The organism is Speluncibacter jeojiensis (assembly GCF_029589495.1).
Classification (GTDB): Bacteria; Actinomycetota; Actinomycetes; order Mycobacteriales; family Mycobacteriaceae; genus Speluncibacter; species Speluncibacter jeojiensis.
Genome location: NZ_JAAIVF010000014.1, coordinates 1 through 24,515 on the forward strand (window position 1 = coordinate 1; position 24,515 = coordinate 24,515).

Sequence of the window (24,515 nt, forward strand, 5' to 3'; positions counted from 1 at the left end):
GACGCCGCCACATCCACCGCCGAATCCAACGGACGCGACCCGATCAACGGATCCGGACCGTCGAGCACCGACCGCCACAACCCCAACTCCGAGGACCGCTCACCAGCGGAGTCCACCAACCCCCGCGCCCACCGCCGCACCGACGTACCCACCGGCAGCAACTCCACCGACCCACCCGCCGACACCTGCGCGAACGCCGACGCCAGATCCGGCACCAACACCCGCCACGACACCCCATCGACCACAGTGTGGTGCGCGACGACGAGTAGGCGACCCGGGCCCGCAGCAGGGACCAGCCAGACCACATGCAACATCTGGCCCTGCTGCGGGGAGAGGCGGTCCTCCGCCTCGTCCAGTGCCCGGGTCACGATCGGGGAGAACTCGGGTTCGCGGGAGTCCGCGTCGACGTCGATGCGCCGCACCATGTCGCTGGCCGAGACGGCGCCGGCCGGCGGCACCATCATCCGCCAGGAGCCGTCGTCGTCGCGGAACAGCTGGGCGCGCAGGATGTCGTGCCTGTCGAGCACCGCCTGTACGGTCGCGGTGAGGGTCGTCATCTGCAGGTCGGCGGGCGCGGAGAGCAGCGCCGCCTGTGAGTGGCGACCGAAGTCGACGTAGTCGCCGTCCGGCGTGGTGGCCTCGGCTCGTTCGAGCATCCAGTGCACGATCGGCGTCAACGCGACCTCGCCGACCCCGCCGCCGGGCAGTTCCTCGAGCACGGCGGACTCGCCGGCCGCGAGCGGCACCGCGATCTCGGCGAGGCCGGCGACGGACTTGCGTTCGAACACGTCCCGCGGCGACAGGAACAGCCCGGCCGCCTTGGCCCGCGACACCAGCTGGATCGACATGATCGAGTCGCCGCCGAGGGCGAAGAACGAATCGTCGACGCCGACCGTGTCCGCGGGCAGTCCCAGGACCTCGGCGAACAGGCCGGCCAGCACCGACTCGACCTCGCCGACCGGAGCCCGGCCCGTACCGGCACGTGCCCCGAAATCGGGCTCCGGCAACGCCCGCCGGTCCAGTTTGCCGGTGGGCGAGGTCGGCAGCTCGTCGAGCACCACCAGCGCCGCGGGCACCATGTACGGCGCCAGCCGGGTGCCGACGAACGCCAGGACGTCGGCCGCCTCGGGCCGGTCCTGATCGGAGGCCGCCGTGACATAGCCGACCAGCCGGGACACGCCCTGCCCGTCGGTGTGGGTGGCGACGGCGGACCGAGCGATCGCCGGGTGCGCCGCCAGCGCCGCCTCGATCTCGCCGAGCTCGATGCGGAAGCCCCGGACCTTCACCTGGAAGTCGCTGCGGCCCAAGTACTCCAGCTGCATCGTGCCGCCCTGGCCGCGCACCCAGCGCACGACGTCGCCGGTGCGGTACATGCGCTCGCCCGGACCGCCGAACGGGTTCGCCACGAACCGTTCCGCGGTGGTGCCGGCGCGGCGGTGGTAGCCGCGGGCCAGCCCGGCGCCGGCGACGTACAGGTCGCCCGCGACGCCGACCGGTACCGGGTGCAGGCGCGCATCGAGGACCATCTCCGCGCAGCCGCGGGTCGGGCCGCCGATCGTGACCGGCTCGCCGGGGACGAGCGCATCGCTCATACTGGTGGCGACCGTCGCCTCGGTGGGCCCGTAGGCGTTGATCATGGTGCGACCGGGCGCCCACTGCGACACCAGGTCCGGCGGGCAGGCCTCGCCGCCGGTGCCGATCGCGCGCAGATCACCCAGCCCGGCCGGGTCGACCGACGCCAGCGCGGCCGGGGTGATGAACGCGTGGGTGACGTGCTCGTCCGCGAGCAGCGCGTGCAGGTCCGTGCCGCCGTACAGTCCGTTGGGGGCGATCACCATTCGCGCCCCGGCGCCGAAGGTGAGCAGCAATTCGAGGACCGACGCGTCGAAGCTCGGCGACGAGAAGTGCAGCACCGACGAGCCGCCGTCCACCCCGAACCGGGTGCGTTCCTCCTCGGCGAGGGCGGACAGGCCGGCGTGGGTGACGACGACGCCCTTCGGGGTGCCGGTCGAGCCGGACGTGTAGATCAGGTACGCCGGACCGGCAAGCCGGATCGGACCACACCGGTCGGCGTCGGTCAGCGGCACGGTCATCGCCGGGTCGCCCTGCACCACGTCGTCGGTGACCAGCCAGGGCACCACGTCGGGCAGCCGGTCGCGGTGTTCGGTGTCGGTCACGCCGAGCGCGGCACCGGAGTCGGTGAGCATGTGGGTGATGCGGTCGTCCGGATAGTCCGGGTCGACCGGCAGGAACGCGGCACCGGACTTGGCGACCGCCCACAGCCAGGTGATCGAGTCGAGTGAGCGCGGCAGGGCCAGTGCGACAAAGACCTCCGGTCCGGCGCCGCGGTCGATCAGCACCCGCGCGAGCGCGTTCGACCGCTCATCGAGTTCGGCGTAGGTGACATCGGTGCCGCGGTAGGTCAACGCGACGGACTGCGGATCCCGGTCGGCGGCGTCCGCGAGGATCCGCACCAGCGTGCGCGGCGCGGTGTCCGCGGTTCCGGTGACCGGCGCCAGTGTGCGGTGCTCGCGCCGACCGAGCAGGTCGATGTCGCCGACCGGCGCGTCGGGGTGTTGTGCGATCGACGCGAGGATCCGCACGAACCGGTCGCCGAAACGGCGCACCGAGCCGGCCTCGAACAGGTCTGTCGCGTACCGCAGCCCACCGCTGATGCCCGCGGGGGCGCCGGCGTCGTCGAACTGTTCGGCAAGCGTGACCTGCAGGTCGAAGTTCGCGATGTTCGATTCGAGGTCGTAGGCCGACACGGCGATGCCCGGGAGGTCGACGCTCGGGCGCGCGGTGTCCTGGAACTCGAGCATCACCTGGAACAGCGGTGCATACGCGGTGGACCGCGCCGGGTTGAGCACCTCCACCAACCGCTCGAACGGCAGGTCCGCGTGTGCGTAGGCGGCGAGGTCGACGCGGCGGGTGGCGGCGAGCAGTTCACCGAAACCGGCCCCGGCGTCGACCTGCGTGCGCAGCACCAGCGTGTTGACGAACATGCCGACCAGTTCGTCGAGCCCGGCCTCGCCGCGACCGGAGATCGGGGTGCCGACCGCCACGTCGTCGGTGTCCGCGAGCCGGGCGAGCAGCACCGCGAGCGCCGCGTGCACGGTCATGAACACGCTCGCGCCGTGGGAACGGGCGAGATCCACGATGCGCCGGTGCAACTCGGCGTCGATCGCGAAGTCCACCCGTGCCCCGCGCTGGGAGCGCTGCGCCGGGCGTGGATGGTCCAGTGGCAGCGCGAGCAGGTCGGGCAGCCCGGCCAGCTCGGCGCGCCAGTGGTCGAGCTGGGTGTAGGCGGTCGACTCCGGGTCGTCCTCGGCGCCGAGCAGTTCGTGCTGCCACAGGGCGTAGTCGACGTACTGGACGGGCAGCGGCGTCCACTGCGGCGGCGTGTGGGCGGTGCGTGCGGTGTAGGCGGTGACGAGGTCGCGGGCCAACGGCGCCAGCGAGAAGCCGTCCGCGCAGATGTGGTGCACGACCACCATCAGCACGTGCTCGCTCGTCCCCCCGTCTTCGCTGCCGTCGCTGCCGACCGCGAACAGCGTGGCCCGCACCGGCACCTGCGCGGCGACGTCGAATCCGCGGGAGGCCTCGGCGGCGATCCGCTCCTGCAGCTGCTCCGGGGAGTCGACCGGCTGCGGTTCGAGGTCGGGCGCGAGTTCGCGGGCGGCGACGATCACCTGGGTGGGCTCGCCCTCGACCGCCGGGTAGACGGTACGCAGCGACTCGTGCCGCGCCAGCACGTCCGTGAGCGCGGCGGTCAGCGCCGGGCGGTCGAGCGCGCCGGTCAGCCGCAGCGCGAGCACCACGTTGTAGGCGGCGGAGGATGTGTCGTACTGGTTGATGAACCACATCCGCCGCTGCGCCGTGGACACCGGCACGAGCGCCGGCCGCAGCCGCGGGGTCAGCGCGGGCCGGGTCCGGTCGCGGTCACCGCGGTCGGCGACCAGCGCGGCGAGTCCGGCGACCGTGGGCGCGTCGAACAGGTCGCGGACCGCCACCGGGGTGCCGAGGGCCGCCGCCGCCCGCGCGACCATGCGGGTTGCCACCAGCGAGTTGCCGCCGAGGTCGAAGAAGCTGTCGTACACGCCGATTCGGGTGGATTCCTCGGGCGTCGACTCGATCAGCAGGTCCGCGAAGATCGCGGCCAGCACCTCCTCGGCGGGGGTGCGGGGGGCGACGTACTCGCCGGCGTGCACGGCCAGCTGGATGTCCGGCAGGGCGCGCCGATCCAGCTTGCCGCTGGGACCGAGCGGGAACTCGTCGAGCACGACCAACTGCGCGGGGACCATGTAGTCCGGCAGCTGCGTGCGCACGTGGTCCAGCACCGCCGCGATGTCGATCGCGCGCCCCGCCGGGGCCACCACGTACCCGACCAGCGCCGCCCCCTGGTGCACGACCACCACGGCCCGGGCGACGTCGTCGTGGTCGAGCAATACCTGCTCGATCTCGGGCAGCTCGATCCGCAGGCCGCGCAGCTTCACCTGGAAGTCGGTGCGGCCCAAGTACTCCAGGTTGCCGTCGGGCAGCCAGCGCACCAGGTCACCGGTGCGGTACATCCGCGCGCCCGCCCCGCCGAACGGGTCGGCCACGAACCGGTCCGCGCTCAGCTCCGGCCGGGCCACGTAGCCGCGCGCCAGTTGGACTCCCGCGAGGTACAGCTCGCCGGGACTGCCGACCGGCACCGGGCGCAGCCGCCGGTCGAGCACGTACACCTGGGTGTTCCACACCGGTGCGCCGATCGGCACCCGCGCCACGTCCGTCGGGCCGCAGTCCCAGGAGGTGACGTCGACCGCCGCCTCGGTCGGTCCGTACAGGTTGTGCAGCGTCGCCCCCTCGCCGCTCGCCTCCGCGCCGCTCCCCTCGGCGACGAACGCGTGGAACTCGGCGACGGTGCTCGGCGGCAGGGCCTCGCCGCTGCAGAACACGCGGGTCAGTTTGGCGCACCGGTCCCGGTCGGCGCCCGCGAGGAACGCGGACAGCATCGACGGCACGAAGTGCATGGTCGTGATCCGCTGCTCGTCGATCACCCGGGCCAGATAGGCCGGATCGCGGTGGCCTTCCGGCTCGGCGACCACCAGCGACGCGCCGACCAGTAACGGCCAGAACAACTCCCACACCGAGACGTCGAAGGTGATCGGCGTCTTGTGCAGCACGACGTCGTCGGCGGTCAGCGGGTAGGCGTGCTGCATCCAGGTGAGGCGGTTGACGATCGCCCCGTGCGAGACCGCGACGCCCTTGGGCACACCCGTCGACCCGGAGGTGAAGATCACGTAGGCGGTGTTCTCGGGCCGCACCGGCGCGATCCGCTCGGCGTCGGTGATCGGCGCCCCGGAGACGCCGCCGAGATCGAGCGTGTCGACCGCGACGGTCTCGACGCCGACGTCCTCGACCGCACCGTCGGCGAAACTGTCCAGCCCCTTCGCATCCGCCGAGGTGGTCAGCACACACACCGGTCGCGCGGTGTCGAGGATGTGCGCGATCCGCTCGCGCGGGTGGTCGGGGTCGATCGGCACATAGGCGCCGCCGGCACGGATCACCGCGTGGATCGCGACGAGCAGGTCGGCGCTGCGGCGCATCGCGACGGCGACCCGCGACTCCGGCCCCACACCACGGTCGATCAGCGACCGCCCCAGCCGGCACACCCGCTCGTCGAACGTCGCGTAGTCCAGCGCGGCGTCACCGAACACCACCGCGGCCCGCTGCGGCGTCCGCCCCGCCTGCTCGACGAGTTCAGCCGTCAGCGTCGTCGCCGGCAGCGGGTGCGCTGTGGCGTTCCAGTCGATGAGAACCTGCTCGCGGTCCAGCGGGTCGAGCAGGTCGATGTCGCCGACCGCGATCGCCGGGTCGTCGGTCACGGCGCGCAGGATCCGTACGAACCGCCCGCCGAGCGCGTCGATCGTCGACTCGTCGAAAAGGTCGGTGGCGTAGGTGAATTCCGCGGCGAGCCCGGTCGGGCGCCCGGTGCCGTCGGGCCGCTCGGTGACCGTGAGCTGCATGTCGAACTTGGTCGTCCCGTTGTCGATCTCGCGCACGTCGACGTCGAGTCCCGGCAGTGCCAGGTTCACCTCGGAGGCGTTCTGCAGGACCAGCAGCACCTGGAACAGCGGGCTGTGCGCGCGCGAGCGGGGCGGGTCGACCGCCTCGACGACCTGCTCGAAAGGCACGTCCGCGTTGCCGAAGGCCTCGAGGTCGCGCAGGCGCACCTGGTCGATCAGCTCGAGGAACGACGTGTCGGGGTCGACGTCGGTGCGCAGGGCGAGGGTGTTGACGAACAGCCCGACCAGGTCGTCGAGTTCGGCCTCGCCGCGCCCGGCGACCGGGGTGCCGATCGGTATGTCTTCGGCCCCGGCGCAGCGTGCCAGCAGCACCGCCAGCGCCGCGTGCAGCACCATGAACAGGCTCGAACCCTGCTCGGCGGCCAGTCGCAGCAGCCGCCGGTTCAGTTCGACCGGGACGGTGAACCGGTACACGCCGCCGCGACCCGACTGCGTTGCCGGTCGCGGCCGGTCCAGCGGCAGCTCGAGCAGTTCCGGTGCGCCGGCGAGCGCCGCACGCCAGTAGTCGAGCTGGCGCGCGGTCAACGACCCCGGATCGTCTGCGGTGCCGAGCATCTCGCGCTGCCAGAGGGTGTAGTCCGCATACTGCACTGCGAGCGGGGACCACTGCGGCGCCCGCTCCTCGCGGCGGGCGATGTAGGCGACCATAACGTCCCGGGCCAGCGGCCCCATCGAGTAGCCGTCGGTCGCGATGTGGTGCACCACCAGGGCCAGGGTGTGGTGGTCGGGTGCGTGGCGGACCAGTTGCACGTGCAGCGGCACCTCGGTGCTCACATCGAACGGCCGGGCCGCGAACTCGTCCGGGCTGGGCGCCGTCTCCGACGGGACGGCGCGCAACTCGGGAACGACGCTCGCGGCGGGCAGCACCACCTGGTGCGGCCCCGCCTCGGACTCCGGGTAGACGGTGCGCAGGGTTTCGTGCCGTTCGATCACGTCGGCCAGCGCAGCCCGCAGCGCCGCGAGGTCCAGCGTGCCGCGCAGTTCGATGGCCACCGGGATGTTGTAGGCACCCGTGCCGGGATCGAGCTGGTTGAGGAACCACATCCGCTGTCCGGCGAGCGAGAGCGGCAACGGGTCCGGCCGCGGTTCGATCCGCCGCAGCTGTGGGCGGGAAGCTCGCGGCCCGAGCGTGTCCGCCCGGGCCGCGAGCGTTTTCACCGTCGGCGACTCGAACAGGTCGAGCACGCCGATCTCGGTGCCGAGCGCGGCATTGACGCGAGCGGTGACCCGTGTGGCGACGAGGGAGTTGCCGCCGAGGTCGAAGAAGCTGTCGTCGATGCTGATGCGGTCGGCGCCGAGGACCGTGGCGAACACCTCGGCGATCGCTTCCTCGGTGGGGGTCGTGGGTTCGCGGAATCCGCCGGTGCGCGCGTCGAAGTCCGGCTCCGGCAGCGCCTTGCGGTCGAGTTTGCCCGCGGGGGTCAGCGGGATGCGGTCCAGTGTGACGATCGCGCTGGGCACCATGTACGAGGGCAGACTCTCGGACGCCAGTTCGAGCAGTTCGGCGTGCGAGACCGGCGTCCCGTTCACCGGCTGCACGTAGGACACCAGCACGGTCACGCCGGACGGTCCGGGCCGGCCCACTGTCGCGGCGAAGCGGACGTCCGGGTGCGCGGTCAGCGTGGAGTCGATCTCGCCGAGCTCGATGCGGAAACCGCGCACCTTGACCTGGTCGTCGACGCGCCCGAGATATTCGAGTTCGCCCGCCCGGTTCCAGCGCACCACGTCGCCGGTGCGGTACATCCGTTCGCCCGGGTCTGCGAAGGGGTTCGCGACGAAACGTTCGGCGCTCGTGCCCGGGCGGCGATGGTATCCGCGGGCGAGGCCGTCGCCGGCGATGTACAGCTCGCCGGGCACACCTCGAGGTACCGGGTGCAGCCGATGGTCGAGCACCAGCACCCGGCAGCCGGTGGGCGGACGGCCGATCGTGACGGACTCCCCTGGCACCAGCGCCTCGCTGAGCGCGCCGATCACGGTCGTCTCGGTGGGACCGTAGGCGTTGAACAGCTCCCGGCCGGTTCCCCACTGGGCGACCAGTTCCGGCGGGCAGGCCTCGCCGCCGGTGATCACCGTCCTGAGCGCGGACAGCCCCTCCGGGCCCACGGACGCCAGCGCAGCCGGCGTGACGAACGCATGGGTCACCCCTGCAGTCCGCAGCAGCTCGTGCAGTTCCTCGCCACCGAAGATCGTCGGCGGGGCGATCACCATCGTCGCGCCGGCGCCGACCGCAAGCATCAGTTCGAGCATCGACGCGTCGAAACTCGGCGACGAGAAGTGCAGGGTCCGCGATGACGCGCTGACCCGGTAGTGCCGCACCGCCTCGGCGGCGAGGTTTGCCAGCCCGCGGTGACTGATCGTGACGCCCTTGGGGATTCCGGTCGAACCCGAGGTGTAGATCAGGTATGCGCGGTTGCCGATCGTGTCCGGCGCGCTGCGGTCCGCGTCGGTGATCGGCCCGGCCTGCTGCGCTTCGAGCTCGGCGCGCAGCGACGAGTCGTCGAGCGCCAGCAGCGGGATGTCCGACGGCAGGTGCGACTCCTCTCCCGACATCGCCAGCACCAGCAGCGCCCGCGAGTCGGTGAGCATGTGCTCGATCCGCTCGGGCGGATAGTGCGGGTCGACCGGGACGAAGGCGGCACCGGACTTGGCGACCGCCCACACCGACAACACCGACGCGACCGACCGGGGCACCGCGACCGCCACCACCGTCTCGGGGCCGGCGCCGCGGCCGATCAGCAGTCGCGCCAACCGGTTCGACCACTCGTCGAGGTCCGCATAGGTCAGCACCCGATCGCCGTCGATCACCGCGGTGGCCTCCGGCTCACGCGCCGCCGCGTCGGTCAGAATCTGAGCGAGCGTGCGCGGCGGTTCCGCGGCGGGCCCGTCCACCGGGGCCAGCCCGGCCAGTTCGTCGTCGCCGAGCAGCGGCAGATCGCCGACCGCACCGGTGGGGTCGGCGACCGCGGCGGCGAGCGCGCGGACCAGTCGCGCAGCCACCCCCGGCGCGGCCGTCACGGTCACGCCGTCGCCGTGGTGTTCTTCGCCGTCCGGCCGGCCGATCAGTGCGCGGCACAGTCCCTCGACGGTGAGGTCGTCGGGCAGCCCCGCGGCGGCGAGGATCTCGTCGAACGTGGCGTCGGCGTGGGCCAGCGCCTGCTCTTCGCGGTCGCGGACGTCGGCCGCGTGGTCGGCGAAGGACATCGTGGAATCGACGGTGACACGCACCGGCACCGCCCCGTCGCCCGCGTCCACTCCCAGCACGACCTCGCCCACGTCAGCGAGCCGGGCGAGCACCACGGTCAGCGCGGCGGCGATCACGGACCGGGCCGGCATCTCGTGGTCGGCGGCGAACCGTCGGCACTGCTCGGCGACGGACAGCGGCGCCGATTCGTGCTCGCCGGTGGCGGCCGGGCTCACGCCGCCGAGCTCGGCGCGCCAGAACTCGCCCCGTTCGCGCCGGCGCAGTCGTCGCGCGCCTTCGGCGGCGCTCGGCTCGTGGATCGCGCCCATCGTCGTCTGCGGATCGGCGGCCACGAACTCTTCGACCAGCTCCATGAAACCGGCGTGGTGCGCGTGCAGTTCCGTGTCGTCGTACCGGTTCGGGTTGGCGCGGAAGCCCAGGATGGTCTGCACCGGGTTGCCGCTCTGATAGATGTTGATCAGCAGGTCGTCGACCGGTCCGGAAGTGACGATGTGGTACTCCCCGACCAGCTCCCCCAGGCGCAGTTCCTGACGGAACAGCATCACGTTGACCATCGGCCCGGTGAACAGTTCCAGGCTCCCGCTGCCGTTGCCGCCGAAGTCGCGCCGGATGTCCTCGATGCTGCAGCGCTGGTGGCGCAGCGCCCCCATCAGTTCGAGTTGCACGCGGCCGATGAGCTCACCGACGGTGTCGTCGGGCCGGACGGTGATGCACAGCGGGGCGATGTTGACGAGCATGCCGCCGGATCGGCGCAGCGGCATCGTGGTGCGCGCGGACACCGGCATGTTCACCAGCACGTCGGACCGGCCGGTCATCCGGGACAGGTACGCGGCGAACGCCGCGATCAGCACCGCCGCGGCGGTACCGCGCATCTGCTCGTCGGCCTTGTCCAACCTGCGGATGGCCGACTCCGACAGCGCCGCGCTGGCCAGTCGGCTGCGCGCCGCGGTCCGGGCCCAGTGGGTGCTCAGCGTGGACCCGTGCTCGTGTCCGGCCAGCCGCTCGCGCCAGTAGGCGCGGTCGTTGTCGAAGCGGGTGGAGGTCCGGTACTGCTCGTCGAGTTCGTAGAGCTTGTGCAGGTCGGCCGCGGTGGCCGGGCCGGGATCGGTGCCCTCCACCGCCGCCGTGTACAGTGCGGCGATCCGGTTGAGCATCGTCATCGCACCGTAGCCGTCGAGCGCGACGTGGTGAATCCTGCTGTACCACAGGTAGTCCTGGCTGCCGACCTGCAACAGGGTCATCTCGACCAGCCGCGGGCCGTCGATCAGCGGGATCGGCGTGACATAGTCGGTGTCCATCCACTCGTGCGCGGCGGCGAGCGGATCCGGCTCCTCCCGGAAGTCGATCAGCGGGATCGTCGAGTCCGTGTCCAGATCGATCAGCTGATACGGCTCACCGTCGACCTCGAGCAGCTTGATCAGCGGAGACTCGAACTCCTTCGCCGCCGCGATCGTGGTCTGCCGCAGCAATCCCACGTCCAGCGGTCCGTGCAACTCGACGTACTGCGCGATGAAGATCGGCACCGACGGCGCCAACTTCTGCGCGAACCACATGCCCCGCTGCGCGGCCGAGAGCGGGAACGCCTCGGCCGGGACGGCGGATGTGGACGCCAGGGATTGTCCGGACAGGTTTCTACCATGAGGTGCCAACGCAAGCCCCCTAGTGAGAGTGACTCTTGCTGCGCTGCCCCAGACCAACACCACGAGTGCTGCGACTGATCTCCGTGAGACGCATCATCGTGATGACACAGCTCAATGTGTTCGGTCTCGATCCTGTGGCCAAATCGTTGCACTGTCAAGCACGTGTCGACTCGACCCGGATTCTCACCCCCAGGTGTGGGCTTCCCCCACCCGCCTCAACGCGATCCGGCGAGCCGGCGGAGCTTGTCCCAGCGGCTGCGCACGCCCCACCCGCCGACCTTGAAGAAGGCCTCCTTGACGATGCCGCCGCTCATCTTCGACTCGCCGAACTCGCGCTCGGCGAACGTGATCGGCACCTCGACGACCGTGAACCCGAGTTGCAGCGCGCGCCACGCGAGGTCGACCTGGAAGCAATAGCCGTGGCTGGCCACCGCGGCCAGATCGATCTTTTCGAGCACCTCGCGGCGGTAGGCCCGGTAGCCTCCGGTGATGTCGTTGATCTTCACGCCCAGGGCGAGCCGGGAGTACAGGTTGCCGCCGCGCGAGATCCACTCCCGCGACTTCGGCCAGTTCACTGTCTGCCCGCCGGGCACGTAGCGCGAACCGAGGACCAGATCGGCGCCGCCGTCGACGCGGTCGAGCAACCGGTGCAACTGCTCGGGCGCGTGGCTGCCGTCGGCATCCATCTCGACCAGCACGGTGTAGTCGCGCTCGAGGCCCCAGTGGAAGCCGGCGATGTACGCCGCGCCCAGACCGTTCTTCTCGGTCCGGTGCATCACGTGGATGCGGTCGTCGGCGTCCGCCGCAGCGAGGTCGTCGGCGATCTGTCCGGTGCCGTCGGGGCTGCCGTCGTCGACGACGAGGACGTGCACGTGCGGCAGCGCCTCGTGCACGCGGCCGACGATCAGCGGCAGGTTCTCCCGCTCGTTGTAGGTCGGGATGATCACCAGAGTCCGCGCGCTCGGCGTCTGCTCGTCAGAGTTCACGTGATCGCTCGGCGTCCCCGTTGCCATCGGGCTCCTCCTCACCGGCGGGTGCCGGCACCGTCTGCACATCGCGGACCGTCCGCACTGTGTGGTCGTGCTGTGTGTCTGTACTTGTATCCGTCTGCGCTTCGTCTGCCGGCGACCCGTCAGCCGGGTGCCCGGCCCCCACCCGCGCCTCGAGCCGTCGCGCGACGAACGGCAGCCCGGCGACGAACGCCGCGCCGGCGACGAGACAGAGGACGATCTCCGGCCACGCGCCGAGCCGAGTGGATATCGTAATACCGGTCCGCAGCGGGATCCGCGCCACGAGCGCGTCGGGCACGAACAACGGCGATTCCTGCTGGACCGCGCCGTTCGGTGCGATGATCGCGCTCACTCCTGTGGTGGCCGCCACGACGACCGCGCGCCCGTGCTCGACCGCGCGCACGCGCGACATCGCCAGCTGCTGATAGGTCATCTCGGTGCGGCCGAAGGTCGCATTGTTGGTCGGCACCGCGATGAACTGCGCACCGTCGCGCACCGCCCGGGTCAGCGCCCGATCGAACGCGACCTCGTAGCAGGTGGCCACGCCGATCGGGATCCCCGATGCGTGCACGACGCCGTCGTCATGGCCGGGCACGAAGTTTCCGGCCTTCGCCGCATACGAGGAGAAATGCTCGAAGAAGCTGCGGTAAGGGATGTACTCGCCGAACGGCTGGATGATCGACTTGTCGTGCCGCGAGCCGGGACCGGTGATCGGGTCCCACACGATCACCGAGTTCGTCGTCGTGCCGTCGTCGTTGGCGAGCACCGCGCCGACCAGGATCGGCGCACCGATGGCCGAGGCCGTCGCCGAGATCTCCTGATAGGCGTCGACGTTGCGCAGGGGGTCGATGTCCGAGGAGTTCTCCGGCCACACCACCACATCCGGCTGCGGGCTCCGCCCGGCTCGGACGTCGGCCGCGAGTTGCAGGGTCCGTTTCACGTGCAGGTCCAGCACCGCGCGGCGCTGGGAGTTGAAGTCCAGACCCAGCCGCGGCACGCTGCCCTGGATCGCCGCGACCGTGATGGTCCGACCGGTGTCCGCGTCGGCCATCGTCGGCAGGGTCGGGAAGATCGCCGCCGCAACGATCGGCGCGAGCACGGTCGAGATCACAGCCCCGACGATCAACTGGCGGCGCGACCGGGACGCGAGGCCCACCACGAGGGCGGCCAACCCCGCGCCGGTCAGCGCGACCCCGAAGCTCAGCAGCGGCGCTCCCCCGATGCTCGCCAGCGACACCAGCCAGCCCTCGGACTGACCGAACGCCAACCGGCCCCACGGGAAGCCGCCGAACGGCACGCTCGAGCGCAGCCACTCCGTCAACGACCAGCCCGCCGCGAGCAGCACGGGCAGCAACCAACGCGGGACCGGCGCCCGTGCGATCGTCACGGCGACGACGCCGAACAAACCGATGAACAGGGACTCCACCCCCGCCAGCGCCAGCCACGGCACCGCCCCGACGTACACCCCCACCCACGGCAGCAGCGGGACCAGGAAGCCCAGCCCGGCGAGGTAGGCGTAGCCGAAGGCGCCGCGCCACCGTCGGCCCGGGGATTTCGAGGAGACCGATTTCGAGTGGACGACGCCCTGTTCGATCAAGCCTCGGCCCACCAGCACGAGCACCAGCAGCGCGATGCCGACGGGTGCGAGGAACCACAGCGGGCGCGGCGGGAAGCTGACGTACACCAGCAGTCCCGCCACGATCGAGAGGATCTGCCGGGGCAGCACGCGGCCCCAGGCCCCGAGCAGTCGCCTCACCGCGCGAAGACGGTGTGCCCGCGCAGCACGGTGCGCAGGCACACCGGCGTCGGCGCCGACGGGTCGAGGTCGGGCAGTGCGGGCACGCGTGAGCGCGGATCGGTCGACCAGCGCTGCACGGTGTCCGTCGGGGCGCTGACCACGAGGTCGCCGGCCTCCCACACGGCATAGGTCGCGGGGGCGCCGGGCACCAGCGTGCCGGCCAGCCCGTCACGGACCCCACCGGCGCGCCACGCACCGCGGGTGGCCGCGGAGAACGCCGCGCGCGGCGAGATCCCGCTGCCGGGCGTGTGATGGTGCACGGCCGCGCGGATCATCGCCCACGGGTCCATCGCGGTCACCGGCGCGTCCGAACCGAAGGCCAGCGAGACACCGGCCGAGGCGAGCTTCGCCAGCGGGTTGAGCGCCGGCGCCCGCACCGGTCCGAGGCGCTGTTCGTAGAGCCCGCCGGGTCCGCCCCAGGCGGCGTCGAACGCAGGCTGGACGGCGCCGATGACACCCCACGCGCCGAGCGCCTCGGCCTGCCGGTCGGTCACCATCTCGAGGTGGTCGAGGCGGTGTCCGCGGGCGGCGACGGCCGGTCCGCCGACCTCGTCGACGACCCGGGCGAGCGCCTCGACCGCCGCGGAGACGGCGGCGTCGCCGATGACGTGGAAGCCCGCCTGGATGCCGGCCTCGGTGCAGGCCCGCAGGTGCGCGGCGATGGTGTCGGTGTCCAGGTGCGCGAGCCCGGTCAGTTCGGGCGCGTCGGCGTACGGCTCGTGCAGCCACGCGGTGTGCGAACCCAGTGCGCCGTCGATGAACAGGTCGCCGCCGAGCGCATGCGCACCGGTGGTCTCGAGCAGCGCGCGGGCCTGGTCGGCGTCGGCGACCGCCTCGCCCCAGTAGGCGCGGACCTCGATGCCGTGGTCGAGCGCGAGCAGCGCCCCCAGGTCGTCGACGCCGGACACCTGCGGTCCGGCGCATTCGTGCACGGCGGCGATGCCGTGGGCGGCCGCGTGGTCGAGGGCGGCGCGCCGCGCCCGGTCGGTGTCCGCGACCGGCAGCGCGGCCAGCGCCGCCCGCCGCACCAGGTGGTGCGCCTCGCCGGTCAGGGGCTGGTCGGGGTGGTACCCGGCCGCCGCCGGCAGTTCCGGGCAGGCGCCGCGCAGCGCGGTCGACGCGAGCGCCGAGTGCACGTCGATCCGGCTCAGATAGACGGAACGGCCGCCGGCGGCGGCGTCCAGTTCGCCGGTGCGGGGCGCGCGCCCCTCGGGCCAGCGGGACTCGTCCCAGCCGTGCCCCCACACGATCGCCGCCGGGTCCGCGAGTGGCTGCGCCGCGGCGCGCACCGCTGCCAGGCACTCGGCGACCGACCGGACGCCGGCGAGGTCGAGCCCGATCAGCTGCAGCCCGGTCGCGGTGGTGTGTACGTGGGTGTCGACGAAAGCCGGGGCGACGAACGCCCCACCGAGGTCGGTGACCTGCGCGTCCGGATGCAGCGCGCGACCCACCCTGTCCTCGCCGACCCACGTGACGGTCTCGCCGTCGACGGCGAACGCGGTGGCATCGGGATTGGTGGGGCTGTAGATGCGCCCGCCGACGAGCAGTTGGGTAGTCACGGAGGACAGTCTGCCCCCACGCATCACGACGACCCGGAACCGGTCGGTGATCAGGGGCGATACGGGTCGATCGACGGCCGGTGCAGCACGGTGCTGTCGACGACTGTCCCGTCGATCACCGTCTCGTCCGTGGCGCCGGCGCCCCGATGGTGCCGGTACACCCCGTAGCCGGCCGACCCCGCGGTGGCGACCAGACCGAAGCGGCGCGCGCCGACCAGCACCAGCAGCGGACGCAGCGCCCAACGGGTGGGCGGGATCAGCAGCAGGATGCCGAGGATTCCGGTGACCAGACCGGGCACGATCAGCAACACCGCCGCGGCCGCGACCATCGCGCCGTCGGCGACCACACCGCCGGGCGAGGCGTCGCCGCGGGTTGCGCGCCGCAGGTCGCGCAGCACCCGCCTGCCCTGGGAGGCCAACAGCAGGAAGCCGACCAGCAGGGAGCCGAGCAGCAGCGCGACGGTCCACAGCACACCGATCATCGACGCCACCCAGACCACCGCCGCGACCTCGACGAGCAGGTACAGCACGAACAGCAGCAGCATCATGCCCGGGCAACGAACGGGCGACCGGTTTTGCTCCCGAGGCGTCGGTCATCCCACCCGATCGGGCGCGTCACGCCCCCGGCCGCACGACCCCGCTCTCGTAGGCCAGCACCACCGCCTGCACGCGATCACGCAGGCCCAGCTTGGTCAGGATCCGGCCGACATGGGTCTTCACGGTGGCCTCGGACAGCACCAGTCGCGCGGCGATCTCGCCGTTCGACAGGCCCTCGGCGACCAGTTCGAGCACCTGGCGTTCCCGGTCGGTGAGGTCGCCGAGACCGGGCGCGGCCGCCGTGGCAGTGGCGCCGTCGCTGCCGTGGCCCGGGTCCGCCAGCCGCGTCAGCAGCCGCTTGGTGACCTTCGGTGAGACCACCGCATCGCCGGCCGCGACGACCCGGATCGCCGACACCAGGTCTTCGGGCGGCGTGTCCTTGAGCAGGAATCCGCTGGCCCCCGCCCGGATCGCGCCCAACGCGTGCTCGTCGAGGTCGAACGTCGTCATGACCAGTACCCGGCAGCGCTCGTCGGCGGCCAGGATCCGGCGGGTCGCGTCGATGCCGTCGAGCACCGGCATCCGCACGTCCATCAGCACGACATCCGGGTGCAGGGCCGCGGCCTGGCGCACCGCCACCGCCCCGTCGGCCGCCTCGCCGACGACCGCGATGTCCTCGTGGGCATCGAGGACCATGCGCAGTCCCATGCGCATGAGTTCTTGGTCGTCGACCAGGAGCACGGTGATCGGCATGGTCCCAACCTAATGGGCGCCGGTGTCGGGGTCGGGCAGCGGCAGCACCGCACGGACCACCCAGGTGCCGTCGGCCGCCGGACCCGCCTCGAGCGTGCCTCCGAGCACCGCGACGCGTTCGCGCATGCCGAGCAGTCCGGTCCCCGACCCGGATCCGAACCGGGCCGGCCCCGCGGCCGGGCTCCCCGTCCCGGTGTCGGTGACCGTGACGGCGACCTCGCGCTCGCCGCGCCGCACCACCACCCGGGCCTCGGCGCCCGGGTTCGCGTGCCGCAGCACGTTGGTCAGCGACTCCTGAACGACGCGGTGCAGGCCCAGGCTCACCGACGGTGCGATGTCGTCGAGTTCGCCGTGCAGGTCCAGCCGCACCGGCAGTCCGGCGCGCCGCATCAGCTCGGCCAGTTCGGCGACCCCGGCGGTGCCGTGCGCGGGCAGCCGCTCCGGCGCCTGCGGTGCACGCAGCAGCACGACCGTGCGGCGCAACTCGGCCAGCGCGGCGCGCCCGGTCGCGGCGATGTTCTCCAGTGCCCGCTCGGCGCGTTCCGGATTGCTGTGCAGCGCATACGAAGCGCCGTCCGCCTGCACGATCATCACGCTGACGGCGTGGGCGACGACGTCGTGCAACTCGCGGGCGATGCGGGTGCGCTCCTGCGCGACGGCGTCCTCGGCGCGCCGGTCCCGGTCGGACTCGGCCACCTCGAGCCGGGCGGCGACCTCGCGGTCGTAGGCGCGTCGGGCCCCGAGGAACTCGGCGGTGATCCAGCTGAGCGCGTAGAGGCTGATCGTCAGCAGCACGTTCTCGAGCATCGCCCGGTCGAGCACGACCGATTCGAGGATCAGTTCCGCGATCAGCCCCGCCGAATACCAGAGCGCCCGGCGCCGGCCCGCGTACGCGACCAGTGTGTACAGCGCGAGCACCAGCAGCACCAGCGCCGGGCGCACCGCGGTGGCCTCGTCGTACCGGGCGCCGACGAGCACGACCACCACGGTCACCGCGAGCAGCGTCCACGCCGACAGCACCGGACGCACCCGGCGCAGCGCCGCCGGCAGGCACACGACGACACCGGTCGCGACGTACAGCGTGCGGCTGTGACTCTGCCCGAGGTTGAGCAGATCCAGGCCGAAGACCACCAGCGCCAAGAGAGAGTCCGCAATCAGCGGCTGACCGCGCAGCCACAGGCTGAACTTGCGCATGCAGTCACCTTAGGGGGCGCTACGGTGACGGCATGGCAGGTGAGCGAACCCCGAACGGGCAGCGTGGCGTCGACGAGGACTTCACCGCGCTGCCGCTGCGTGCGTTGGCCGATGCGGCGCTGAGCGCCGCCCGGTCGGCGGGGGCGGGCCACGCCGATCTGCGCGTGCACCGGCTGCTCACCCAGTCGCTCCGGTTGCGCGACGGCGCCGTGCAGTCGGTCGTCGACGCAGACGAGATCGGCCTGGCCGTACGGGTTCTCGTCGACGGCACCTGGGGTTTCGCGGCGCACGCGGAGCTCACGCCCGACACCGCCGCCGCCACCGCCCGCCGCGCGGTCCAGGTGGCGCACTCGCTCGGGCGGCTGAGCCGCGAGCGGGTGCAGTGGGCGGACGAGCCGGTGTACCGGGACGCCGTGTGGGTGGGCGGCCACCGCATCGACCCGTTCTCTGTCCCGACCCGTGACAAGGTGTCCTTGTTCGCCGAGCATTCCCGCCGGTTGCTCGACGCCGCGGAGGTCGATCACGTCACCGCGTCGTGCCTGCAGGTCAAGGAGCAGGTCTTCTACGCCGACCTGGCCGGTAGCACGATCACCCAGCAACGGGTGCGGCTGCATCCGGAGTTCGACGCGGTAGCCGTGGACACGGCCGGCGGCTTCGAGACCATGCGCACGCTCGCCCCGCCGACCGCGCAGGGGTGGGAATACCTGCTGCCCGACGCGAACACGGGAAGCCCCGACGCCTGGGACTGGGCCGAGGAACTGGACCGCATCCCGGGCCTGCTCGCCGAGAAGTCCGCCGCGCCGACTGTGGAGCCGGGTCCCACCGACCTGGTCGTCGACCCCACCAACCTGTGGCTGACGATCCACGAATCCATCGGGCACGCAACCGAGTACGACCGTGCCATCGGCTACGAGTCGGCCTACGCCGGGACGTCGTTCGCCACCCCGGACCTGCTCGGCACGCTGCGCTATGGATCGGAGATCATGCAGGTGACCGCCGACCGGGTGCAGCCGCACGGGCTGGCCACCGTCGGCTACGACGACGACGGGGTGGCCTCGGGCAGCTGGGATCTCGTCCGCGACGGGATCCTCGTCGGCTATCAGCTCGACCGCGCGTTCGCGCCGAAGCTGGGTCTGCCGAGGTCCAATGGGTGCTCCTATGCCGACTCGGCGCATCACGTGCCGATCCAGCGGATGGCCAATGTGTCGCTGCAGCCGGATCCGGTGCGCGACACCAGTACCGCGGAGCTGATCTCGCGGGTCGAGGACGGCATCTACGTCGTGGGCGACAAGAGCTGGTCGATCGACATGCAGCGCTACAACTTCCAGTTCACCGGTCAGCGCTTCTACCGGATCCGCGACGGCGAGTTGGCGGGGCAGCTGCGTGATGTCGCCTACCAGGCGACCACCACCGACTTCTGGGGCGCCATGGAGGGTGTCGGCGGGCCGTCGACGTGGCTGCTCGGCGGCGCCTTCAACTGCGGCAAGGCTCAGCCCGGACAGGTCGCGGCGGTCAGCCACGGGTGTCCCAGCGCGCTCTTCCGTGGCGTGAACGTGCTCAACACCCGTGCTGAAGGAGGCCGCTGACCGATGGGGATGCTGCCGGGACAGGAACTCGTCGAGCGCGCACTGGCGCTCGCGACCGTCGACGCGTTGACGGTGCTGGTCACCGACACGTCCGAGGCGTCGCTGCGCTGGGCGGGCAATTCGATGACGACCAACGGGGTGTCGACGCGGCGGTCGTGGACGGTGATCGCCGTGCATGGCGCCCCGGCGGCGGCCGGCGTGGTCACCGCGAGCACGGTCGACCCCGACGAGATCGCCGCGGTGGTGCGGTCCGCGGAGGAGGCGGCTCGGCGCGCCGAGCCCGCCACCGACGCCGCGCCGCCGATCGCACCGGCCGGCGGCGTCGACCAACAGTGGTCCGCGCGGGCCGCGGCGACCGACATCGGGGTGTTCGACCGGATCGCCGACGGCCTGGCCGACGGCTTCGCCCGATCCGATGCGGCCGGGTCGGCCGCGACGCAGCTCTACGGGTTCGCCCAGCACGAGGTGCGCACCACCTGGCTGGGCAGCACGTCCGGGCTGCGGCGCCGGTTCGACGAACCGATCGGGTCGGTGGAGATCAACGGCAAGCGCACCGTCGACGGGCATCCGGCCAGCGCGTGGGTGGGCGCCGGATCACCGGACCTGACCGGCGTGAACGTGCCGGCGATGCTCGCCGAACTCGATACCCGGCTCGGCTGGTCGCGCCGGACCGTGGAGCTGCCGGCCGGCCGGTACGAGACCGTGCTGCCGCCGTCGACGGTCGCCGATCTGATGATTCCGCTGCTGTGGGCGATGAGCGGCCGCGGCGCGCACGAGGGGCGCAACGCCTTCGCCCGGCCCGGCGGCACCAGGGTCGGCGAACGCCTCGCCGCGATGCCGTTGACGCTGAGCTCCGACCCCGCACTCGGCGGACTCGAGTACTCCCCGTTCGTGGCGGTCACATCCTCGACCGACGACGTGTCGGTGTTCGACAACGGCATGGACGCCACCGCGGTGGACTGGATTCGCGACGGCACCCTGGGCGCACTCGCCTACCCGCGGTCGGGCGCCACCGAGTTCGCCGCCCCGGTGGCGGTGCCCGGAGAGAATCTCGCCCTCACCGGTGGCTCCTGCGCATCACTGCACGAGATGGTCGCCGCGACCGAGCGGGGTCTGCTGCTTACCACGCTGTGGTACATCCGCGAGGTCGACCCGGCCACGCTGCTGTTGACCGGCCTCACCCGCGACGGCGTCTACCTGATCGAGGACGGTCGGGTCACCGCCGCCGTGAACAACTTCCGGTTCAACGAGAGCCCGCTGGATCTGCTGCGCCGCGCCACCGAGGCCGGCGCCACCGAGCGGACCCTGCCGCGCGAGTGGAAGGACTGGTTCACCCGCACCGCCATGCCGCCGCTCCGGATCCCCGATTTCCACATGTCGTCGGTCAGCCGGGCCCAATGAGGTCGGCATCCGGTGAGCTGGGGACGCGGTACGTCATGACGCGGTAGGCGTCACGCCGACAGCAGACCGTCGAGGTGGTGGTCGAGGATGCGCGCCGCCTCGTCGACCGTGCGGTGGCCGAGCGCGACGTCCACGCCCAGTCCGGTGGCCAGACTCCAGCAGATGTCGGCGTCGATCCGGGCACCGCCCCGGCCGGGGGTGCCGCGTTCCCGGCGGGCTGCGTCGATGATCTCGCCGGTGAAGTCCAGCAGTTCGCCGTCGACCGGAGCCAGCACCGCCGCCAGCGCGGGATCCGAGAACGCCTGCGCGGCAACGGCGACGGACAACCTGATCAGCCGTAGCCCCTCTTCGTCGCCGGCGAGCACGGCACGCAGGCACTCCCGCAGGATCGTCTCGGCGTCCGGGCCCGCCGCCTGGGCGACCGCGGATTCGATCCGGCCGTTCAGTGCCCGGATCGCGCGGTCGATCGCATCACGCACCATGTCCGCTCGCGTGTCGTAGTAGTGCTGCACCATTCCCATCGACACCCCCGCTTCCGCGGCGACCTTGCGCAGCGTGACCCCTTCGAGTCCGTGTCCGAGCGTCAGCGTCCACACCGCCTCTGCCAGGCGTTGTCGACGCTGTTCGTGATCGACGATCTTCGGCATGCACCCTCCGTTTGCAATGCAGTCGCATTGCATGAGCTGTCACAGTCTATTACGATGCAACTGCAATGTTAAACGTCCGGAGGTTGCCGTGAAGTACGTCGCGCTGCAGGTACTGGGGATGGCGCTCCTGGTCGTGGGCGCCCAGGACGTGATCCGCTTGCTGGTCGATCCGGACAACTCCGGGCCCCTCGGCACGGTCGTCGACGGGTTCGGCCCGGGCCTGGCGCTCGGCCTCACCCTGACGATCGTCGGGGTCGTCCTCGCCGGATGGGCGCACACCCGCGCCAACCGCGACGGTCACCTCCGGTAGCGGATCGAGCCCCGACCCACCGGAGTACCGTTCAGCACAGGATCAGCGCAGACAGACGGACCCCGGTTTGCGGTAATGGACTGGATCGGCGGCGGGCACCTCGGCCGGTGGCTCTTCACGGAAGGCCTCGCGGTCCTGTATCTGGTCGCGTTCGTCGCCGCCGCCCGCCAGTTCCGGGCGTTGCTGGGCAGCCGCGGGATGCTGCCGATCCCCCGTTTCCTGTCCGGGACCACGTTCTGGCGCTCGCCGAGCATCTTCTGCCGACACTATTCGGACCGCTTCTTCGCCGCGGTCGCCTGGACGGGCGCGGCGCTCGCGCTCGTCACGGTGGCCGGGGTGACCGCACGTCTACCGCTGCCGGCGTGCATGGCGGTGTGGCTGGTGCTGTGGGCGCTGTACCTGTCGATCGTCAACGTCGGTCAGCTCTGGTACAGCTTCGGGTGGGAGTCGCTGCTGCTCGAGGCGGGGTTCCTGGCGGTGTTCGTCGGCAACGCGTCGACCCCGCCGCCGGTGGCGATCCTGCTGTTGCTGCGGTGGCTGCTGCTGCGCGTCGAGTTCGGCGCAGGCCTGATCAAGATCCGCGGCGACCCGTGCTGGCGGAACCTGACCTGCCTGTACTACCACCACGAGACGCAGCCGATGCCCGGGCCGCTGAGCTGGTATTTCCACCGCCTTCCCCGGCCGCTGCACCGGGTCGAGGCGGCCGGCAACCACCTCACCCAGCTGGTCGTGCCGTTCGGGTTGTTCGCGCCGCAACCGGGGGCGGGGATCGCTGCCGCGATAATGATCGTCACCCAGGTGTGGCTGGTGGCCAGCGGCAACTTCGCCTGGCTGAACTGGCTGACGATCGTGCTCGCCTGCTCGGTGATCCCGGACTCGCTGCTGCCCGGCGCCGCTCCGACCATCACCTCCACCCCGCTCTGGTTCACCGTCGTCACTGCTGCCGTCACCGCCGGAATCGCCCTGCTCAGCTACCGGCCGGTCCGCAACCTGCTCAGCCACCACCAGCTGATGAACGCGTCGTTCGAGCCGTGGCACCTGGTCAACACGTACGGCGCCTTCGGCCACATCACCAAGGTCCGCACCGAGATCGTCGTCGAGGGCACCGACGACGCCGTCGTCACGCCGGCGACGCGGTGGCGTGAATACGAGTTCAGGGGCAAGCCCGGCGCGCCCGAGCGCCGGCCGCGCCAGTACGCGCCGTATCACCTGCGGCTGGACTGGCTGATGTGGTTCGCGGCGATCTCACCCGGCTACGGCGACCGCTGGTTCGGTGGGTTCGTGCGCCGGCTGCTGGAGAACGACCCCGACACGCTGCGCCTGCTGCGCCGCAATCCGTTCCCCGACCTGCCGCCGCACTTCGTCCGGGCGCGGCTCTACGAATACCGGTTCACCGACCGGCGCACCCGGCGGGCCACGGGGCGGTGGTGGGACCGGGAGCCGATCAGCGTGTGCCTGCCGCCGGTCGACCTCGCCCGTTTCGGCGGCAGGTGACCGGGCAGACCCGTCGGGCACGCGGCCCTCGTCGGCACCGAAGTCAGGTACGCATCCGCGTAGATCGACCCTCCCGTACAGGTACGTCCGCGGCGCACAGTGTCAGTGGACACCGCAGTGCCCGGCCGAATCGGATCCCCGCCGACGCCGCATGCGCAGTCACGCCGAACCAGGAGGCTCCCGTGCCCACAGCCCTCAGCGCAGCCCCGTCCTGCACCCGCCGGGACGTGCCGCCGTCGATGGTGGAGCGGATGACACTCATCCTCGACGCCTTCGACCGGCGTTCGACACGGCTGAGCCTCGAGGACGTGGCGGCCCGCACCCGGCTGCCCCGGTCGACGGCCCACCGCATCCTCGACCAGCTGGTCCGGCTGCACTGGGTCGACCACACCGCGCTCGGCTACGGGCTCGGCCGACGTGCGCTGCGGCTGAGCGGCAACGACGGCGCGCACGGTGAGATCCGCCAGGCCGCCGCACCCCACCTGCACGAACTGCAGGTGCGCACCGGGATGGTCGTGCACCTGGCCGTCCTCGACGGGTCCGACCAGGTATTCCTCGACAAGCTCGGCGGCCGGTTCGCGAGCACGCTCGATTCCCGGGTCGGCGGCCGCACTCCGGCGCACACCACCACCGGCGGGCGCGCGATGCTGGCGTGGCTCGACCCGGAACGCGTCGACACCCTGGTGCGTCCCCATCTGGGCCGGCCCGAGTCCGCAGCCGGGTGGACGCTCGGCGGTCTGCACCAGGAACTCAATCGGATCCGCCGGCATCACGGGCTCTCGCTCGACCGCACCGGCGTGATGAACCGCAACATCACGAGCCTGGCGGTGGCCGTTCGGGGTCCGGAGGGCCCGGTCGCCGCGATCTCCGCCTGCCCGGAGTCGCGTCAGATTCCGCTCGAACGCATCGCGCCGCTGGTCGTCGAGACCGCACGCCGGACCACCGCGGATCTTTTCCCGCAGAAGGCGACGGCCGCCGCGGTGTAACCTTGGTTCTGCTGGTCGTCAGGGCTGTGTAGACCTGACGGCCCGCCGAATCACGGTGGGGTCGCGCAGTGCTGCGGCGGCCCCGACGGCCGAATCGTAGGTGGCTCGGATGGCCGAGGGCGATCTCTTCAGGACCCAGGGCGTGAGCACCCACCGTGCCGGCCCCTCCCTCGCCGTGGAGTTCGATTCCGCCGAGTTGACCGAGGCCGGGTTCACCGATGTCGTGGAGATCGGACACGGCGGCTTCGGCACCGTCTACCGCGCCACCCAACCCGACCTCGACCGCACCGTCGCCGTCAAAGTCCTCACCGCCGAACTCGACGACGA

General features: G+C 71.8%; 13 protein-coding genes and 1 pseudogene. 6 read left to right on the top strand and 8 right to left on the bottom strand.

Features of this window, described 5'->3' with window-relative positions; translation table 11 throughout:
* The 7 genes from G4X40_RS22685 to G4X40_RS22715 all read right to left on the bottom strand — a co-directional run.
* On the bottom strand, positions 1-10,826 hold a 10,826-nt coding region (locus tag G4X40_RS22685; protein ID WP_408642280.1), incomplete at its 3' end, for an amino acid adenylation domain-containing protein.
* Between the two features lie 302 nt (positions 10,827-11,128).
* On the bottom strand, positions 11,129-11,926 hold the full coding sequence (locus G4X40_RS22690; protein WP_277835909.1) for a polyprenol monophosphomannose synthase: 798 nt from the start codon (positions 11,924-11,926) through the stop codon (positions 11,129-11,131).
* Positions 11,889-13,679, bottom strand: a complete 1,791-nt coding sequence (lnt, locus tag G4X40_RS22695) for an apolipoprotein N-acyltransferase (protein WP_408642278.1) — start codon at positions 13,677-13,679, stop codon at positions 11,889-11,891. The genes G4X40_RS22690 and lnt overlap by 38 nt, the downstream gene beginning before the upstream one ends.
* Entirely contained in the window at positions 13,676-15,304 is a 1,629-nt protein-coding gene (locus tag G4X40_RS22700) for an amidohydrolase (protein WP_277835910.1), read from the bottom strand. Before G4X40_RS22700 ends, lnt begins: the two co-directional genes overlap by 4 nt.
* Before the next feature lie 26 nt (positions 15,305-15,330).
* Positions 15,331-15,828 (bottom strand): FxsA family protein, encoded by a 498-nt coding sequence (locus G4X40_RS22705; RefSeq protein WP_277835911.1) that lies wholly within the window; start codon positions 15,826-15,828, stop codon positions 15,331-15,333.
* 67 nt (positions 15,829-15,895) lie between these two features.
* Positions 15,896-16,570 carry a response regulator gene (locus tag G4X40_RS22710; protein WP_277835912.1) on the bottom strand — a complete coding sequence of 225 codons (675 nt, stop codon included), beginning with the start codon at positions 16,568-16,570 and terminating at the stop codon, positions 15,896-15,898.
* Between the two features lie 9 nt (positions 16,571-16,579).
* Positions 16,580-17,764: a sensor histidine kinase gene (locus G4X40_RS22715; protein ID WP_277835913.1), complete on the bottom strand. Its 1,185-nt coding sequence runs from the start codon at positions 17,762-17,764 to the stop codon at positions 16,580-16,582.
* A 32-nt stretch (positions 17,765-17,796) separates the two neighbouring features.
* On the opposite strand from G4X40_RS22715, the gene G4X40_RS22720 reads away from it, so the two are divergent.
* Together G4X40_RS22720 and G4X40_RS22725 are read left to right on the top strand one after the other, a co-directional pair.
* Positions 17,797-19,350: a TldD/PmbA family protein gene (locus G4X40_RS22720; protein ID WP_277835914.1), complete on the top strand. Its 1,554-nt coding sequence runs from the start codon at positions 17,797-17,799 to the stop codon at positions 19,348-19,350.
* A 9-nt stretch (positions 19,351-19,359) separates the two neighbouring features.
* Entirely contained in the window at positions 19,360-20,751 is a 1,392-nt protein-coding gene (locus G4X40_RS22725; RefSeq protein ID WP_277835920.1) for a metallopeptidase TldD-related protein, read from the top strand.
* A 50-nt stretch (positions 20,752-20,801) separates the two neighbouring features.
* Here the strand turns inward: G4X40_RS22725 and G4X40_RS22730 are convergent, their stop codons facing one another.
* Positions 20,802-21,398 (bottom strand): TetR/AcrR family transcriptional regulator, encoded by a 597-nt coding sequence (locus G4X40_RS22730; RefSeq protein WP_277835915.1) that lies wholly within the window; start codon positions 21,396-21,398, stop codon positions 20,802-20,804.
* 88 nt (positions 21,399-21,486) lie between these two features.
* Between G4X40_RS22730 and G4X40_RS22735 the strand changes: the two genes are divergently transcribed.
* The 4 genes and pseudogenes from G4X40_RS22735 to G4X40_RS22750 all read left to right on the top strand — a co-directional run.
* Positions 21,487-21,708 carry a hypothetical protein gene (locus G4X40_RS22735; protein ID WP_277835916.1) on the top strand — a complete coding sequence of 74 codons (222 nt, stop codon included), beginning with the start codon at positions 21,487-21,489 and terminating at the stop codon, positions 21,706-21,708.
* A gap of 75 nt (positions 21,709-21,783) precedes the next feature.
* Positions 21,784-23,202, top strand: a complete 1,419-nt coding sequence (locus G4X40_RS22740) for a lipase maturation factor family protein (RefSeq protein WP_277835917.1) — start codon at positions 21,784-21,786, stop codon at positions 23,200-23,202.
* Between the two features lie 239 nt (positions 23,203-23,441).
* Entirely contained in the window at positions 23,442-24,188 is a 747-nt protein-coding gene (locus G4X40_RS22745) for an IclR family transcriptional regulator (RefSeq protein WP_277835921.1), read from the top strand.
* Positions 24,189-24,297: 109 nt separating this feature from the next.
* Positions 24,298-24,515, top strand: a pseudogene (locus G4X40_RS22750) (hypothetical protein); the annotation flags it as partial.